Origin of the sequence: Mesorhizobium sp. B2-3-7 (assembly GCF_006442695.1) — a bacterium.
GTDB lineage: Bacteria > Pseudomonadota > Alphaproteobacteria > Rhizobiales > Rhizobiaceae > Mesorhizobium.
Window position 1 is genome coordinate 367,229 of record NZ_VFVV01000001.1, and the last position, 14,763, is coordinate 381,991.

The 14,763-nt window shown below is 64.5% G+C and carries 18 protein-coding genes; 7 read left to right on the forward strand and 11 right to left on the reverse strand.

From position 1 onward, the window contains the following. Positions 1-6: 6 nt before the first annotated feature. On the forward strand, positions 7-333 hold the full coding sequence (locus tag FJ940_RS01880; RefSeq protein WP_140492160.1) for a chorismate mutase: 327 nt from the start codon (positions 7-9) through the stop codon (positions 331-333). A 57-nt stretch (positions 334-390) separates the two neighbouring features. Then, positions 391-792 (forward strand): 30S ribosomal protein S16, encoded by a 402-nt coding sequence (gene rpsP, locus FJ940_RS01885; RefSeq protein WP_140628282.1) that lies wholly within the window; start codon positions 391-393, stop codon positions 790-792. A gap of 84 nt (positions 793-876) precedes the next feature. Here rpsP and FJ940_RS01890 read toward each other — a convergent pair whose 3' ends face one another. Continuing rightward, entirely contained in the window at positions 877-1,140 is a 264-nt protein-coding gene (locus FJ940_RS01890; protein WP_140492153.1) for a glycine zipper domain-containing protein, read from the reverse strand. A gap of 276 nt (positions 1,141-1,416) precedes the next feature. Here FJ940_RS01890 and FJ940_RS01895 point away from each other — a divergent pair, with 276 nt between their 5' ends. Next, positions 1,417-1,824, forward strand: a complete 408-nt coding sequence (locus FJ940_RS01895) for an ACT domain-containing protein (protein ID WP_140524566.1) — start codon at positions 1,417-1,419, stop codon at positions 1,822-1,824. Positions 1,825-2,000: 176 nt separating this feature from the next. Here FJ940_RS01895 and FJ940_RS01900 read toward each other — a convergent pair whose 3' ends face one another. Continuing rightward, positions 2,001-3,035: an aspartate-semialdehyde dehydrogenase gene (locus FJ940_RS01900; RefSeq protein WP_140655018.1), complete on the reverse strand. Its 1,035-nt coding sequence runs from the start codon at positions 3,033-3,035 to the stop codon at positions 2,001-2,003. A gap of 463 nt (positions 3,036-3,498) precedes the next feature. On the opposite strand from FJ940_RS01900, the gene FJ940_RS01910 reads away from it, so the two are divergent. The 3 genes from FJ940_RS01910 (at position 3,499) to FJ940_RS01920 (ending at position 6,935) form a co-directional block, all read left to right on the forward strand. Beyond that, positions 3,499-5,361: a DEAD/DEAH box helicase gene (locus FJ940_RS01910; RefSeq protein WP_140514040.1), complete on the forward strand. Its 1,863-nt coding sequence runs from the start codon at positions 3,499-3,501 to the stop codon at positions 5,359-5,361. Between the two features lie 116 nt (positions 5,362-5,477). After that, entirely contained in the window at positions 5,478-6,191 is a 714-nt protein-coding gene (locus FJ940_RS01915; RefSeq protein ID WP_140492138.1) for a DUF805 domain-containing protein, read from the forward strand. Between the two features lie 72 nt (positions 6,192-6,263). Further along, positions 6,264-6,935: a DUF805 domain-containing protein gene (locus FJ940_RS01920; protein WP_140514041.1), complete on the forward strand. Its 672-nt coding sequence runs from the start codon at positions 6,264-6,266 to the stop codon at positions 6,933-6,935. Here FJ940_RS01920 and FJ940_RS01925 read toward each other — a convergent pair. The 5 genes from FJ940_RS01925 to FJ940_RS01945 all read right to left on the reverse strand — a co-directional run bounded on the left by FJ940_RS01925 (position 6,925) and on the right by FJ940_RS01945 (position 10,730). Then, positions 6,925-7,407 (reverse strand): GNAT family N-acetyltransferase, encoded by a 483-nt coding sequence (locus tag FJ940_RS01925; RefSeq protein WP_140514042.1) that lies wholly within the window; start codon positions 7,405-7,407, stop codon positions 6,925-6,927. The two genes, FJ940_RS01920 and FJ940_RS01925, sit on opposite strands and share 11 nt — an antisense overlap. A gap of 4 nt (positions 7,408-7,411) precedes the next feature. Continuing rightward, positions 7,412-8,515 (reverse strand): 3-isopropylmalate dehydrogenase, encoded by a 1,104-nt coding sequence (gene leuB / locus FJ940_RS01930; RefSeq protein WP_140655021.1) that lies wholly within the window; start codon positions 8,513-8,515, stop codon positions 7,412-7,414. A 250-nt stretch (positions 8,516-8,765) separates the two neighbouring features. Beyond that, positions 8,766-9,116 (reverse strand): VOC family protein, encoded by a 351-nt coding sequence (locus FJ940_RS01935; protein ID WP_140559208.1) that lies wholly within the window; start codon positions 9,114-9,116, stop codon positions 8,766-8,768. A gap of 13 nt (positions 9,117-9,129) precedes the next feature. Beyond that, positions 9,130-9,513, reverse strand: a complete 384-nt coding sequence (locus FJ940_RS01940; protein ID WP_140524557.1) for a RidA family protein — start codon at positions 9,511-9,513, stop codon at positions 9,130-9,132. A gap of 113 nt (positions 9,514-9,626) precedes the next feature. Continuing rightward, on the reverse strand, positions 9,627-10,730 hold the full coding sequence (locus FJ940_RS01945) for a saccharopine dehydrogenase family protein (RefSeq protein WP_140524555.1): 1,104 nt from the start codon (positions 10,728-10,730) through the stop codon (positions 9,627-9,629). A gap of 126 nt (positions 10,731-10,856) precedes the next feature. On the opposite strand from FJ940_RS01945, the gene FJ940_RS01950 reads away from it, so the two are divergent. Further along, positions 10,857-11,285, forward strand: a complete 429-nt coding sequence (locus FJ940_RS01950; protein ID WP_140492118.1) for an Lrp/AsnC family transcriptional regulator — start codon at positions 10,857-10,859, stop codon at positions 11,283-11,285. A 45-nt stretch (positions 11,286-11,330) separates the two neighbouring features. Here FJ940_RS01950 and FJ940_RS01955 read toward each other — a convergent pair whose 3' ends face one another. From FJ940_RS01955 to FJ940_RS01970, 4 genes are all read right to left on the reverse strand, one after another. Beyond that, positions 11,331-11,630 carry a DUF1344 domain-containing protein gene (locus FJ940_RS01955; RefSeq protein WP_140655024.1) on the reverse strand — a complete coding sequence of 100 codons (300 nt, stop codon included), beginning with the start codon at positions 11,628-11,630 and terminating at the stop codon, positions 11,331-11,333. Between the two features lie 154 nt (positions 11,631-11,784). Further along, the gene (locus FJ940_RS01960; protein WP_140492112.1) at positions 11,785-13,155 is read right to left on the reverse strand and encodes a HAMP domain-containing sensor histidine kinase; all 1,371 of its coding nucleotides are present in this window, start codon (positions 13,153-13,155) and stop codon (positions 11,785-11,787) included. Beyond that, on the reverse strand, positions 13,152-13,835 hold the full coding sequence (locus tag FJ940_RS01965) for a winged helix-turn-helix domain-containing protein (protein WP_140492109.1): 684 nt from the start codon (positions 13,833-13,835) through the stop codon (positions 13,152-13,154). The genes FJ940_RS01960 and FJ940_RS01965 overlap by 4 nt, the downstream gene beginning before the upstream one ends. A gap of 103 nt (positions 13,836-13,938) precedes the next feature. Continuing rightward, complete coding sequence (locus tag FJ940_RS01970; RefSeq protein WP_140492106.1) at positions 13,939-14,736, reverse strand: hypothetical protein; 798 nt, start codon at positions 14,734-14,736, stop codon at positions 13,939-13,941. Positions 14,737-14,763 lie beyond the last annotated feature (27 nt).

Here is a 14,763-nt window from a genome sequence, read left to right on the forward strand (position 1 = left end):
GACGCGATGAACGAGGAAAAGGACATGGCGGACGCCCGCACCATCCTGGCCGGCTACCGTGCTTCGATCGACAACATTGATGCCGCCCTCATCCACATGCTGGCCGAGCGCTTCCGCTGCACCAAGGCGGTCGGCCTGCTCAAGGCCGAGCATGGCTTGCCGCCGGCTGACCCGGCGCGCGAACAGCAGCAGATCGCCCGTCTTCGCCAGCTGGCGGACGATGCGCATCTCGACCCGGATTTCGCGGAGAAATTCCTCAATTTCGTCGTCCGCGAAGTGATCCGCCACCACGAACAGATCGCCGCTGCCAACGGCGTGACGAAAACCGGCTGAAGACAAGGATTTAGCCGCAACCCTACCAACGAAATCAGAGCTTTTAGGAGATAAGAAATGGCACTGAAGATCAGACTGGCCCGCGCTGGCTCGAAGAAGCGTCCCTACTACCACGTCGTCGTCGCCGACGCGCGCTCGCCGCGCGACGGCCGTTTCATCGAGTCGCTCGGCTCGTGGAACCCGCTGCTGCCGAAGGACGGCGAGCGCGTCAAGGTTGACGCAGAGCGCGTCAAGCACTGGCTTTCGCACGGCGCCCAGCCGACCGACCGCGTGCTGCGCTTCCTCGATGAGGCCGGCCTCGCCAAGCGCGACGCCCGTTCCAATCCGAAGAAGGCCGAGCCCGGCAAGAAGGCGCAGGAGCGCGCCGCGCTTCTGAAGAAGGCGCAGGACGACGCCGCTGCCGCCGTCGCGGCGGCTGCGGCCGCGCCGGCCGACGCGGAGCCCGCCACGGCCGAGTAATCGATCACCGATCGGCTTTTTCGAAACGGCGGGCCCTTAGCCCGCCGTTTTCTATTTTCGAATTCATTGGGCGGATGCTGCCGCTCAATAGCCGCTCGGGCAACGATCGACATAGACATGGCCGCGGCTGTCGCGATAACGGCAGCGGCCCGGTTCGCTGGCCCGCCCGATCAGCGCGCCGGCCACGGCACCGACCGCGCCGCCGACCACGGCGCCCTGGACGGGATCGCCCGCCACCGCCGCGCCGACCGCTGCTCCGCCCAGGCCGCCGACGGCCGCGCCTTTTTCCGTCTGCGAACAGGCGCCAAGCGCTGCCGTCAGCACCAGAATGGTCATGATTTTCTTCATTGTCGTTCCTCTCTCACGGGGATCGCCGTCCTCGCCGCCATGTTCCTAACTCCCAGGCGGCCGATTTGATCCCTAGACATTGAAGGCCGGCGCTTCGCCGCGCCTGCCAAGGCCATGCCGATCTCCGGCAAGCATATGAAATCGTTGATGCTCTCACGCCGCAGCGCAGTTCTCTCGCCGGGTTGTCCGTGCAGCGCGCCGGCGTGGCTATCGGCCCGCTTCGGTCGCGTATATGAAAAGCTGGCGGGCGTGGCCCGTCAGACAAGAGCAGGCGAGATGGCCGGAGAGACAGATCTGAAGACATTGCTGGCGTCGATGATGCCGCAATTGATTGCCGGCATCCATGTCTTCGCCACGCTGCCGGCGGGTGTATCGGTTCCGGAAGGACTCGAAGCGGTCATGCTGTTTCGCGAATGCGAAGGCACGACATTGATCCTGCCCGAAGACGAGGCGCAGGCAGCCGGGCTGGAAGCCGTTTTCCGCTGCCGCATGATAACGCTGAACATCCATTCGTCGCTGGAAGCCGTCGGCTTCCTCGCCGCCATCACCGCACGCCTCGCCGCCGCCGGCATGGGCGTCAATCCCGTCTCCGCCTTCTATCATGACCATCTGTTCGTGCCGGTCGACCGGGCCGAGGAAGCGATGAGGTTGCTGCGGGAACTGGCGGCGGAAAATCGGACATAGGCCGGCGCCCCCCTCATCCGCCTGCCGGCACCTTCTCCCCATATAAGGACGGGGGGAAGGTGAGCTAACGGCCGAAGGCCGAGCCCGCGACTGCGGGCCGCCGGTCGTCCGGCGCCCTCGCGGAGGGCCAGCCGCGGCAGCGGCGGTGCGGCCCGCGAGCGAAAGCCAAACAGCCGTCAGGCTGCCTTCTTCTTCGGCTGGATCAGGCCGCGCTCGACCAGCAGTTCGGCGATCTGCACTGCGTTGAGGGCGGCGCCCTTGCGCAGATTGTCGGAAACGATCCACATCGACAGGCCGTTGTCGATGGTCGAATCCTCGCGGATGCGCGAGATGAAGGTGGCGTCCTCGCCGGCCGATTCCAGCGGCGTGATGTAGCCGCCGTCCTCGCGCTTGTCCAAGACCTGGCAGCCCGGCGCCTCGCGCAGGATGTCGCGCGCCTCGTCGGCGGTGATCGGGTTCTCGAACTCGATGTTGACCGCTTCCGAATGGCCGATGAACACCGGCACGCGCACGCAGGTCGCCGTCAGCTTGATCTTGGGATCGAGCATCTTCTTGGTCTCGGCGACCATCTTCCACTCTTCCTTGGTGAAGCCGTCATCGAGGAAAACGTCGATATGGGGGATCACGTTGAAGGCGATGCGCTTGGTGAACTTCTTGACGTCGACCTGGTCGGCGACGAACACGGCGCGGGTCTGCGTGAACAGCTCGTCCATGCCTTCCTTGCCGGCGCCCGACACCGACTGGTAGGTGGCCACGACGATGCGCTTGATGGTGGCCGCGTCATGCAGCGGCTTCAGCGCCACGACGAGCTGCGCCGTCGAGCAGTTCGGGTTGGCGATGATGTTCTTGCGGGTGAACAGCGAGATCGCATCCGGGTTCACTTCCGGGACGATCAGCGGCACGTCGGCGTCGTAGCGGAAGGCCGAGGAATTGTCGATGACGACGCAGCCCTGCTTGCCGATCTTGGGTGACCATTCCTTCGAGACATTGCCGCCGGCCGACATGATGCAGATGTCGGTGTCGGAAAAGTCGTGGGTGTCGAGTGCGCGGACCTTCAGCGTGCGGTCGCCGAACGACACTTCCGTGCCCTGGCTGCGGCGCGAGGCAAGCGCCACCACTTCGCTGACCGGAAAACCGCGCTCTTCCAGTATGTTGAGCATTTCGCGGCCCACATTGCCCGTGGCGCCAACTACCGCAACCTTGAAACTCATAAAGATCTCCTATCCCTCTCCGCTTGGTTGTTGGAGAAAACCCGCCGACCAGGTGCGGGTTCCGTCCCCCGGGCCGAACCCGGGAGAGGGTGGTCAGGCCAAGGGAATCACACCGTTTTGGTGGTGGTTTTGGCCGTTACTTTGCTGGAACGGGGGGACGCGCCGAAACGCCCGGCGCAATGATGCTCATTGCGGCTGGGGGCATCGAATGCAAGAAGAGCCATCAAAAGGCCGCGCATCGAAAAACGATCCCGTTCGAAGCGGGCTTTTACGCGGTTTGCGGCAGGAGTCAATCAGTGGTGTTTCTTCCTTCCCTCCTTGCGGGAGAAGGGAAGGCGGTGCCGCCTGCCCTGTACAAGAGCGGCGCCAGCAAGTACGAACGGGCGAGATCGTCTGGCTGGCGCTGCGCCAGCCCTGTATGTGCTCCATGATGAGCGCAAGCCCTGAATTCCGAAAGAGTGAGATGTCCAACTTCGAAGCACTTGTTCCTGCGCTGGCAAAGGCGCTGGAAAAACGCGGCTATGCCGAACTGACGCCGGTGCAGAAGGCGGTCCTGGAACTTGGCCAGGCCGACGCGCTGGTGTCGGCGCAGACCGGCTCCGGCAAGACGGTGGCCTTCGGCCTTGCCATGGCGCCGACGCTCCTCGGCGGCGCCGACCGCTTTGCCCATGCCGCGGCCCCGCTGGCGCTGGCGGTGGCGCCGACGCGCGAGCTGGCGCTGCAGGTGACGCGCGAACTGGAATGGCTCTACGAGCTGACCGGCGCCACGGTCGCCTCCTGCGTCGGCGGCATGGACATGCGCACCGAACGGCGCGCGCTGGAGCGCGGCGCCCATATCGTCGTCGGCACCCCCGGTCGGCTGCGCGACCACATCACGCGGAACTCGCTCGACATGTCGGCGCTGAAGGCGGTGGTGCTGGACGAAGCCGACGAGATGCTCGATCTCGGTTTTCGCGAGGACCTGGAATTCATCCTCGACGCCGCCCCCGCCGAGCGCCGCACGCTGATGTTTTCGGCCACCGTGCCGCGCTCCATCGCAACCCTCGCCCAGGGCTATCAACGTGACGCCGTGCGCATCTCGGCCGCCGGCGAGGAGAAGCAGCATCTCGACATCGAATACCGGGCGCTCAGCGTCGCCCAGGCCGATCGCGAGAACGCCATCATCAATGTGCTGCGTTTCTACGAGGCGAAAAACGCGCTGGTGTTCTGCAACACCCGTGCCGCCGTCAACCATCTCACCGCACGCTTCAACAACCGCAATTTTTCAGTCGTCGCGCTCTCGGGCGAGCTCAGCCAGAACGAACGCAGCCACGCGCTGCAGGCGATGCGCGATGGCCGCGCCAAGGTCTGCATCGCCACCGACGTCGCGGCGCGCGGCATCGACCTGCCCAATCTGGAGCTGGTCATCCATGCCGACCTGCCGACCAACCCGGAAACGCTGCTGCACCGAAGCGGCCGCACCGGACGCGCGGGTCGCAAGGGCGTCAGCGCGCTGATCGTGCCCAACAGCGCCCGCAGGCGAACCGAACGCCTGCTGGCGAGCGCAAAGCTGACCGCGACATGGGCAAGTCCGCCATCCGCCGACGACGTGATCCGCCGCGATGACGAGCGCATCCTTGCCGATCCCACCTTCGATGAACCGGTGAAGGACGACGAACGCGGCTTCATCGACGCGCTTCTCGCCAAGCACGGCGCCGAGCAGGTGACGGCCGCCTTCGTGCGGCTGTGCCGCTCGAGCCGCTCGGCGCCAGAGGATCTGATGGACGTCGCGCCGTTCACGCCGTCGCGTGAAAGACCGGCGGGCGAAAACTTCGCGCGCCGCGACGAGGCGCCCAGCCGCCGCGACGATTTCGGCGCCAGCGTCTGGTTTTCGCTGTCGGTCGGGCGCCGGCAGAATGCCGAGCCACGCTGGCTGATTCCGATGCTGTGCCGCACCGGCAGCATCACCAAGCGCGAGATCGGCGCCATCAAGATGCAGCCGGAAGAGACCTTCGTGCAGATCGCCGCCGACTGGGCCGACCGTTTCCTCGCCGCCGTTGGTCCCGACCGCAAATTGCAGGGTAACATCGTGGTGAAACGGCTGGACGGCATGCCGGACCTGTCGCGCGCCGGCTACCAGCCGCCAGGTCCGGACAAGAAACCGCATCGCGGCAAGGCGCCGTTCGACCCGAACGCGCCGAAGCGCAAATTCGAGAAGCGCGCGCCGGCTGGCGACCAGCGCCCCGCCGCATCTGACGCGAAGCCCTGGGCGAAAAAGCCGGGCAAGCCGAAATTCGACAACGCCGGACCGCCGAAACCCAAGAAGGCGAAGAAGCGGCCGAGCTGAGGTCTCCCGGCCATGCCGTCACGATGGCTGCCGCGCCAGCCGTCGCATTTTCATGCTGCCCCTTGCGATCCGCCGGAACTTTGAACAGTCTGGTCGGGCGTTCGGGGGATCGGGGCATGCGCGGCGAAGTTCTTCACTATGACGAGACCCAGGGCTTCGGCTTCATCACCGGGGCGGATGGTGAGCGCTATACTTTCGCGCGTGAGGATCTGCGCCGCGAAATCGCAATTGCCCGAGGCACGGCCGTTGAATTCCAGCCCGGCGGCGGCCAGGCGCGCGACATCTTCCCGGCCGGCGCCCAATCCGCGCCTCCAACCGGCGTGGCCGCCGGCGCCCATGCGCGAACCGGTGCGTCCGTCTCTTCCGCTGCTCAAATCGCACAGCCGCGGCATTTTGGCCGCGCCGCCAGCACCGGGCCGGCCGAGCCCGGCCTGTGGGGTTATTTCTGGCGCGGCATCACCGAGAATTATTTCAACTTCACCGGCCGCGCCCGCCGCAAGGAATACTGGGCCTATTGCCTGTTCTGGTTCGTCGCGCTGCTGGCAGTGACCGGCATCGGCATTTTCGCCGATGCCGCGATGGGCAATCTCGACGACGCTGAAATGCCGGCGGTGACGATTGGCCTGTTCGGCCTTTTCCTACTTGCGACCTTTCTGCCTGGCCTCGGCATGACCGTGCGTCGTCTGCACGATATCGGCCTGACCGGCTGGCTTTTCCTGGTGATCCTGATCCCCACCATCGGCAGCCTGATCATCCTGGTCTTCGCGCTCATCCCGACCCAGGCCCGGGAGAACCAGTGGGGACCGGTGCCGGCGGGCGCCAGAACGTAGCCCTGCGTGCGTATTGCAATTACGTGCAACTTTAAGTAGCGTCTCGCGACGCAATGTGAAATGGGGCAGAGCATGCGCGGGACGGTGTTCCACTATGACGAAGGCCAGGACTACGGTTACATCAACGGAACCGACGGCAAACGCTACATCTTTTCCCGTATCGATTTCAGCCTGGAACTGCCCCTCGGCAAGGGTACCCTTGTCGAGTTCCAGCCGGGCGACGGCACGGCGCACAACATTGTCGCCACGGCCTCGGCCGCATCGTCGTCAACCACCAGTCAGCCACGGCAGACCAGCCGTTCTGCCCGAAGCCGTCCCGCCTACTCCACAGGGCTGTGGGCTTATTTCTGGCGCGCGGTGATCGCGGATTATGGTAATTTCACCGGACGCTCCCGCCGCAAGGAATTCTGGGCCTTCTGGCTATTCTACACCCTCGGGGTGCTCGCGCTTTTCGGCTTCGGGATACTTGTTGAACTGGCGATCAACGGCTTCGAAACCAACGCGGACAGGACGCCGATGGGGTTCATAGGGTTCATACCCCTACTGGTTTTCTTTTCGGGATTGATCCTGCCTTGCATTGCGCTCCTCGTACGGCGTGCGCATGACGCCGGCCTGAGCGGCTGGTTTGCCCTGCTTTGCTTCGTCCCGCTCATTGGCGGCATCGCCGTGCTAGTCTTCGGGCTTATGCCGCCTCAGCTGGGCGAAAATCCTTGGGGACCGGTGCCGGCGGGCGTCAGGGTCTGACCGCCCCCAGCGCCTCGCCCGAAAGCCTGAGAAAGATCTTCTGGCCGTGGCGTTCGGCGCCAAGCCGGTCGTAGAAGCGCAGCGCGCCTTCGTTCCAGTCCTCGGTGGTCAGGTCGATGCGGCCGATGCCGTGGCGCCGGCAATGGTCGGCGAGAAAGCCGACCAGCGCCCGGCCGACCCCAGCGTTGCGAGCCTTGTCGCGCACGAACAGATCCTTGAGGAACAATAGCCGCTCGAGGTCGATGCCGGGATGCGCGATCGCTACCGACGCCAGGCCGCTGATCTCGGCCCCGATGAAGGCCAGCGCGAAATGCGGATAGGCCGGGCTTTCCTCATCCAGCCATTTGCGTGCCGCCGACAAGGCGCGCTCGTGGTCGAGCGGCGGCTGCCGGTAGTACACCGCCATTTCGCACAGCATCGTGGCGAGCGCCGTCGCGTCGCCGGTCGTCGCCCAGCGGACGGCGATCATCATGGGCTCAGCCCAGGAACTTGGCGATGATCGCGTCGCTCATCTCGACGGTGCCGACCTCGGTCATGCCGGCGGAGAGGATGTCCTTGGTGCGCAGCCCGTCGTCGAGCACGGCGGCGATTGCCGCTTCGAGCTTGTCGGCTTCATCGACCATGGCGAAGGAATAGCGCAGGCACATGGCGAAGGAAGCGATCATGGCGATCGGGTTGGCGATGCCCTTGCCGGCGATATCGGGCGCCGAACCGTGCACCGGCTCGTAAAGCGCCTTGCGCTTCTTGGTCTTGGCATCAGGCGCGCCGAGCGAGGCGGAAGGCAGCATGCCGATCGAGCCGGTCAGCATGGCGGCGATATCGGACAGCATGTCGCCGAACAGGTTATCGGTGACGATGACGTCGAACTGCTTGGGCCAGCGCACCAGTTGCATGCCGCCGGCATCGGCCAGCATGTGGTCGAGCTTGACGTCGGAATATCGGGCCTTGTGGGTCTGGGTGACGACCTCGTTCCACAACACGCCGGACTTCATGACGTTGCGCTTTTCCATCGAGGTGACATGGTTCTTGCGCGTGCGCGCCAATTCGAAGGCGACGCCCGAAATGCGCTCGATCTCGAATGTGTCGTAGACCTGGGTGTCGATGCCGCGCTTCTGGCCGTTGCCGAGATCGATGATCTGCTTGGGCTCGCCGAAATAGACGCCGCCGGTCAGTTCGCGCACGATCAATATGTCGAGGCCTTCGACCACCTCTTGCTTCAGCGAGGAGGACGCCGCCAGCGCCGGATAGCAGATCGCGGGCCTGAGATTGGCAAACAGCTCCATGTCCTTGCGCAGGCGCAGCAGGCCGGCCTCGGGGCGAACCTCGTAAGGCACGGCATCCCATTTCGGACCGCCGACGGCCCCGAACAGCACGGCGTCGGCGGCAACAGCCTTTTCCATGTCGGCATCGGAAATCGCGGCACCATGTGTATCGTAGGCGCAGCCGCCGACCAGCCCCTCGTCGGTGGCGAAGCCGCTGCCGAGCTTCTCGTTCATGGCCGCTATCAGCTTCTTGACCTCGGCCATGGCCTCGGGGCCGATGCCGTCGCCGGGAAGCAGGAAGAGATGTTTCGAAGCCATGGAGAGCCGTCCCAGAAAGAATGCGTTTCGATTTGCACAGCATCCTTCGCGCGCCAATGAGGCGCGCGGCGCTGTGCGACCGCGGCCTTGCTAACCGCCAAGCGGTTGCGACGCAAGGAAGAACAATTGGCGAAGGCGGCTAAGTGCGTAATCTCCCCCCCTTGAGGGGGAGATGGCCGCCAGGCCAGAGGGGGGCGCTGTCCCGCCAGCATGTCCAGGTCAGCAGTCGCCTCGGCGCTTTGCAGATGTTTCACCGATGCGAGAGAATGTTGACCAGCCGGTTGAAAGGGTCGCGCACATAGAAGCGCCGCACGCCCCAGGGCTCGTCGGCCGGCCCGTATTCGATGGCGAAGCCGGCTGCCTTCATGGCGTCGAGTGCGGCATCAACGTCGTCGACCTCGATCGACAGGTCCGGCACCGGCGTGCCCGACCCGCCTTGCGCCATGAAGCTGACCTGTACCTGCATCCTTTCCTCGGACCCGTAGGTGACGATCCAGCCTTGATCCATGAGCACATCGAGGCCGAGCACGTCATGGTAGAAGCGCCTCGCCGATGCCGCGTCCTTTGTTTCGATATTGGCTACGATACGCCGCACTGCCATGGCATTGGCCTCCTCAGTCTGTGCGCCGAAGCGCCGTCACCTCGATTTCGATCTTCATCTCCGGTCTGTTGAGCTGGCACACGATCATCGTTGCCGCCGGCCTGATCTCGCCGAACGCTTCGCCGAGAATGGGGAACACCACGTCGACGAAGGCCTGGTCGGTGATATAGTAATGCGCGCGCACCACATCTTCCATGTCGAAGCCGCCGTCCCGCAAGGCACTGGCGATGGTTGCCAGGCAATTGCGCGTCTGCGCCTCGACGGTTTCCGGCATCGTCATCGAGGCATAGTCATAGCCGGTCGTTCCGGACACGAAACACCAGTCGCCCTGCACCACGGCGCGCGAATAGCCGGCGGTCTTCTCGAAGGGCGAACCGGTGGAGATCAGCTTTCGCATGGCATCCTCGCAAGGGGTGTTCGCAACCACTTTGCGGGCAAAGGCCTCGCACGGCCATAGGCCAGACGGAGCTGGCCGTTGTCCCGAGGGCCTTGGCCGTCCGCTGGGGCGCGTCAGCTCGCCAGCCGGCTGACCATCTCGTGCTGGGCGTAGGCACGGCCGAAGCGGTTGGCGAGGAAGGCGTCGAGCGCGATGTCCTCCTGCTTGACGAAGCCGGTCGCCGGCAAGGTGCCGTCGGCCAGCATGTCGAGCACGGCGCAGATTCCCGATGCCGTGGTGATCTGGATGGCGCTGCGCACCGTCTGGCCGACCCGCTTCGAATAGATCTTGTTGGCGTAGGTCTCCTGCAGCAGGCGGCCGTTCTTGCGCCCCGAGACGGTGACGAAGACGATGACCACGTCCTGCAGCGTCGCTGGCAGCGCGCTTTCGAAAATGTCCTTCAGCACCTCGCGGCGGTGGCGCAGGCCGAGGTCGTTGAGCAGCGCCTTCATGATGGCGGCGTGGCCGGGATAGCGGATGGTGCGATAGTTGAGCGTGCGCACCTTGCCCTTCAGCGTCTCGGCCAGCGTGCCGAGCCCGCCGGAGGTGTTGAAGGCCTCGTAGGTCACCCCGTCGAGCGAGAATTCCTCACGCTCCTCCAGCGGCGGCACCTCGACCAGCTCGCCCTCGACGATCGCCTCGCAGGGCTCGCAATATTCGTTGATGACGCCGTCGGTGCTCCAGGTCAGATTGTAGTTCAGCGCGTTCGAAGGATATTGCGGCAGCGCGCCGACCCGCATGCGCACGCTCTCCAGCGTATCGAAACGGCTGGCGAGGTCGTTGGCGACGATCGAGATGAAGCCCGGCGCCAGCCCGCATTGCGGGATGAAGGCGTTGTTGGCCGAACGCGCCAGTTCCTTCACGCGCCGGGTCGAGACGACGTCCTCGGTGAGGTCGAGATAATGCACGTCGGCGCTTGCGGCGGCTTCGGCGATGCGCGTGGTCAGATGGAAGGGAGCGGCGCTGAGCACCGCGAATTTTCCGGCGAGCGCAGCTTCCAGCGTGCCCGCGGCCGCGATGTCGAGTTCCAGCGTCTCGACCCCGTCAGGCAGTTCGGCCGCGGCAAGCTGCGCGGCCGAGCGGTCGACGAGAGTGACGTGATAGTCCCCGGTTGAAAACAGCATCTCGGCAATGGTCGAGCCGATCTTGCCGGCGCCGACGACAACAATTTTCTTCATGACCCGGTTCCCTCGCCCGACAGTTGATTTGTCCCGCTACAATCGCGGCTTGCCGGACGAAAGGAAGCGTGGAATTGTACGAAATGAAGTACCCTTTTTGCCGATATGCCGACCAGGTTCGTTGAAATGCTGAGTGATGCCGACCAGGCCCTGCTTGCCCTGTTGCGCGAGAACGCCCGCGCCTCGACCGCCGCTCTGGCGCGCCGGCTCGGCGTGTCGCGCACCACGGTGCAGAGCCGCATCGAACGGCTGGAGCAGCGCGGCATCATAGCCGGCTACGGCGTCAAGCTTGCGCCCGATTATGAACAGGGACTGGTGCGGGCGCATGTGCTGCTCACCGTAACGCCCAAGCTCGCCGACAAGGTGGTGCGCAGCCTGCGAGCCCTGGCGCCGGTCAGGACGCTGCATTCGGTGAGCGGCAATTTCGACATGATCGTCATCGCCGACGCGCCGTCGATCAAGGACCTGGACACGCTGCTCGACCAGATCGGCGCCCTCGAAGGCGTCGAACGGACGTCGTCATCGATCATCCTGTCGACGCGGATCGATCGGTGATCACCGGTGAAAAACCGGGCCGCAGGCGGCCCGGTCGTGCCGCCTTTACTTGGCAGGCTGGATGTTCGAGACCAGCGATTTGCCGGATTTCGTCGAATAGGTGACGATCACCTTCTTGCCGGGCTTCAGCGTCTCGACCTCTATGCCCTCCGGCAGGTTCAGCGTCTTGCCGTCGGCCAGCGTGATGGCGTCGCCCTTTGCATCGACATTGACGATGGTGCTGGTAACCGTCTTGCAAGGGCTGCCGTCGAGGATGCGGCCGCCAGCACTGTCGCGGCGGCGATGACGAATTTCCTCATGGTCTTTTCTCCTAACGCTTGTTGTGGTGCCGAAGTGGTTCGGCATCGAGGGGTCGGAACGATTACAGTTGCCGCCCCGCTTCCCCCGGATCGAGAGAAGATCGGTCGATCCTAGCGAGGCGAGTTGTCGGGCAGCTGGCCGGCGCCTTACGGATCCGTAAGACCGGGATGACGGACAGAGGATCCAGGTCTATCGCCGGCTAACCCGACGCCAGCGGGAAACTCACCATCACGGCGAGACCCGGCCGGCAGTCCTCAAGCGTGATCGATGCGCCGTGCAGGTCGGCGATGGCCCTAACGAGGCTGAGGCCGAGGCCGCTGCCTGGCGTCGAGCGGCTGTGGTCCAGCCGGTAGAGCCGCTGGAACACTTTTTCACGCTCGTACGCCGGGATGCCAGGACCGTTGTCGGCGACTCTGGCCAGGATATGCTCGTCCCGGCGTTCGGCCGACAATTTGATCGCGGTGCCGGGCGGGCAATGGCGCAGCGCATTCTCGACCAGGTTGGCGAACATCTGCATCAGCAGCTCGCGATCGCCATGGATCCGGTCCGTCGTCCCGTCCAGCCGCTGCGACGACAGCGACTTGCAGTCGTCCTCTGCCACCTCGGTGTAGATCTCGGCGATGGTTTGCAGAATCTCGCCGAGATCGACATCGGTAAAGCGCGCCTTGCGCGCGCCAGCCTCGATCTGTGCAATTCTAAGCAGCGCGTCAAAGGTCTCGTTGATCTGGTGACCCTCCGCGCGCGCGTCGGCCAGGTCGCCGGAGACATCCTGATCCTGCGCCGCCTTGTCGGCCGCGCCCTCCAGAATCATCTGCAGCCGATTGAGCGGCGTCTTCAGATCGTGCGCAATGTCGGCGCTGACCTGCTTCATGCCTTCGACCAGCGCCGACAGACGATCAAGAGCCGCATTGACCTGATTGGACACGACGTCGATGTCGTCGCCATTGCCGGTCAGTGGAATGCGGGTATCCAGCCGGCCATGCGAGACATCCACCATAGTGGCGGCAATGCCGTCGAGCCGGCGCTGAACGCGCGAGGCGAGCAAGGCGCCGCCGGCCACCGCCAGCCCGGCGATGATCAGCGTCGCCCAGCCGAAGCTCATCAGTATGATAGTTTCCAGTTCCTCCGTCTCGGACAGGCTGAAGGCGATCGTCAGATTGTTGCCGCCAATCGAGCCGGAATAGGCACGGTATTGGGCACCGGCCGGCACACCGGGCATTTTTGCGTCGAGCATCGAGAACCCGTCGGGAACTCCAGCCGCGGTGAAGTTGCCGGCCAGACGGTTGCCGGCCGCGTCGGTCAGCGAAAAGAGCTGTTCCTTCTTGGAGCTGAGCTGCGAATGACTCTCGACCGTGGCGATCAGGTCCTCGAGGTCGCTCTCGGTATACGTTGCGGCGACGACCGAGTAGGTTTCCCTGATGGTTTCGTCGAGCCGTCCCGCAAGATCGGCGCTCATCATCCGGTAGACGATGGCGCCGGACAGCACGAAAGCCAGCATGAACAGGAAGGCGAACGTCAAGGCGAGCCGGAACGGCGTGCTGCGCGGCAGCCGGGACCATGTCGCGGTCATGGTGAAAGCGGTGCGTGCAGGCTGTAGCCGGTATTGCGGACCGTATGGATGAGCTGGGTTTCGAAAGGCCTGTCGATCTTGGCCCGCAAGCGGCTGATATGGGTCTCGACGACGCTGGTCCTGGGATCGAAATGGAAATCCCAGACGCGCTCCAGGAGCATGGTGCGGGTGATCACCCGGCCCTCGCCGCGCATCAGCACTTCCAACAGGCTGAACTCACGCGGTTGCAGGTCGATCGGCTGGCCCTGCCTGGCAACGCGGCGCATGATCAGGTCCATTTCGAGGTCGGCTACCCGCAGAACGGTCTTCTGCTCCAGTGCGGCCGGCCTGCGGCCGAGCGCATTGATGCGGGCAAGCAATTCGGAAAAGGCGAAAGGCTTGACCAGATAGTCGTCGCCGCCAGCCTCGAGGCCCTCGACACGGTCGTCGATGCCGCCGACGGACGTGAGAAAGATCGCCGGCGTGCGCACGCCCGCCGCACGGACCGCCTTAACCATCGACAGGCCGTCGAGGCCTGGGATCATCCGGTCGGCCACGATCACGTCATAGCCGCCGCTGGTCGCGGCGAAGAGCGCGTCGTGCCCGTTGCGCAATAGGTCGCAGACATGGCCGGCCTCGGTCAGGCCCCTGACGATGTAGTCAGCCGTCCTGTGGTCATCCTCGACAAGAAGAAGTCGCATCGCTGTTCCGGTTGATTGCCGATGTTGGGAACAGGCTAGCACCGGCGTGGGTCCGTTCCTAGGATGGCACGTGGCCGGTAAGCTCGGCTGCGCTTGTCCGGCGTCAGTCCGATTCCAGCAAGATCTCGTCGGCATCGTCTGCGGTCTTCTTCAGCGTCATGTAGAGAACCAGGGCAATGATGCAGCCGAGGAAGATCAGGCTGGTGAAGGTGGTGCCGAAACCGAGGCCGCCATATTCGACTGGCTGCGACAGCAGATCGCCGAAGGAGGCGCCAAGTGGCCGCGTCAGGATATAGGCGAGCCAGAAGGCGAGAATGCCGTCCAGATGAAGCAGGTAATAGGCACCCGCGATGACCGCGATTACGCCGCCGAACAGCAGGCCGGTCGTCAGGTAGCCCATGTCGAAGCTCTCGGCGACGAGATCGCCGGCGGCGGTGCCGAGCGAGAAGGTGAACAGGATCGCCAGCCAGTAGAAGATCTCGCGCCGGGTGGTGAAGATGGTGTGGATCGACAGCGTCCGCTCGCTTGCATACCAAACAGCGAATGTGGCGGCGAGCATGACGGTGAAGGCGATCGTGGTCGTTTCGAGACGCACGCCGAAATTGTCGACCAGATTGTCTGATATCAGCGTGCCGACGACGCTGATCAGCACCACCGCCAGCCAGTAAGCCCAGGGCACGTAGCGTTTCTGGGCGAACTGGAGGGCAAGGGCAACGACTAGGACGCCGGTCATGATCAACGACGTGGCGGTCAGCCCAAGGCCAAGGTTGACGGCGAGATAGTCAGCCGCCGTCTCGCCCATGGTCACCGCCATCAGCTTGATCAGCCAGAAATCGGCGGTGACGTCCGGGACCCTGTTGTGGGTCGATCCGGCGGGCTTTTGCGCGTTGGAAGTGAGCATGGCGGATGTCCTGCGGTTTGTGATTCG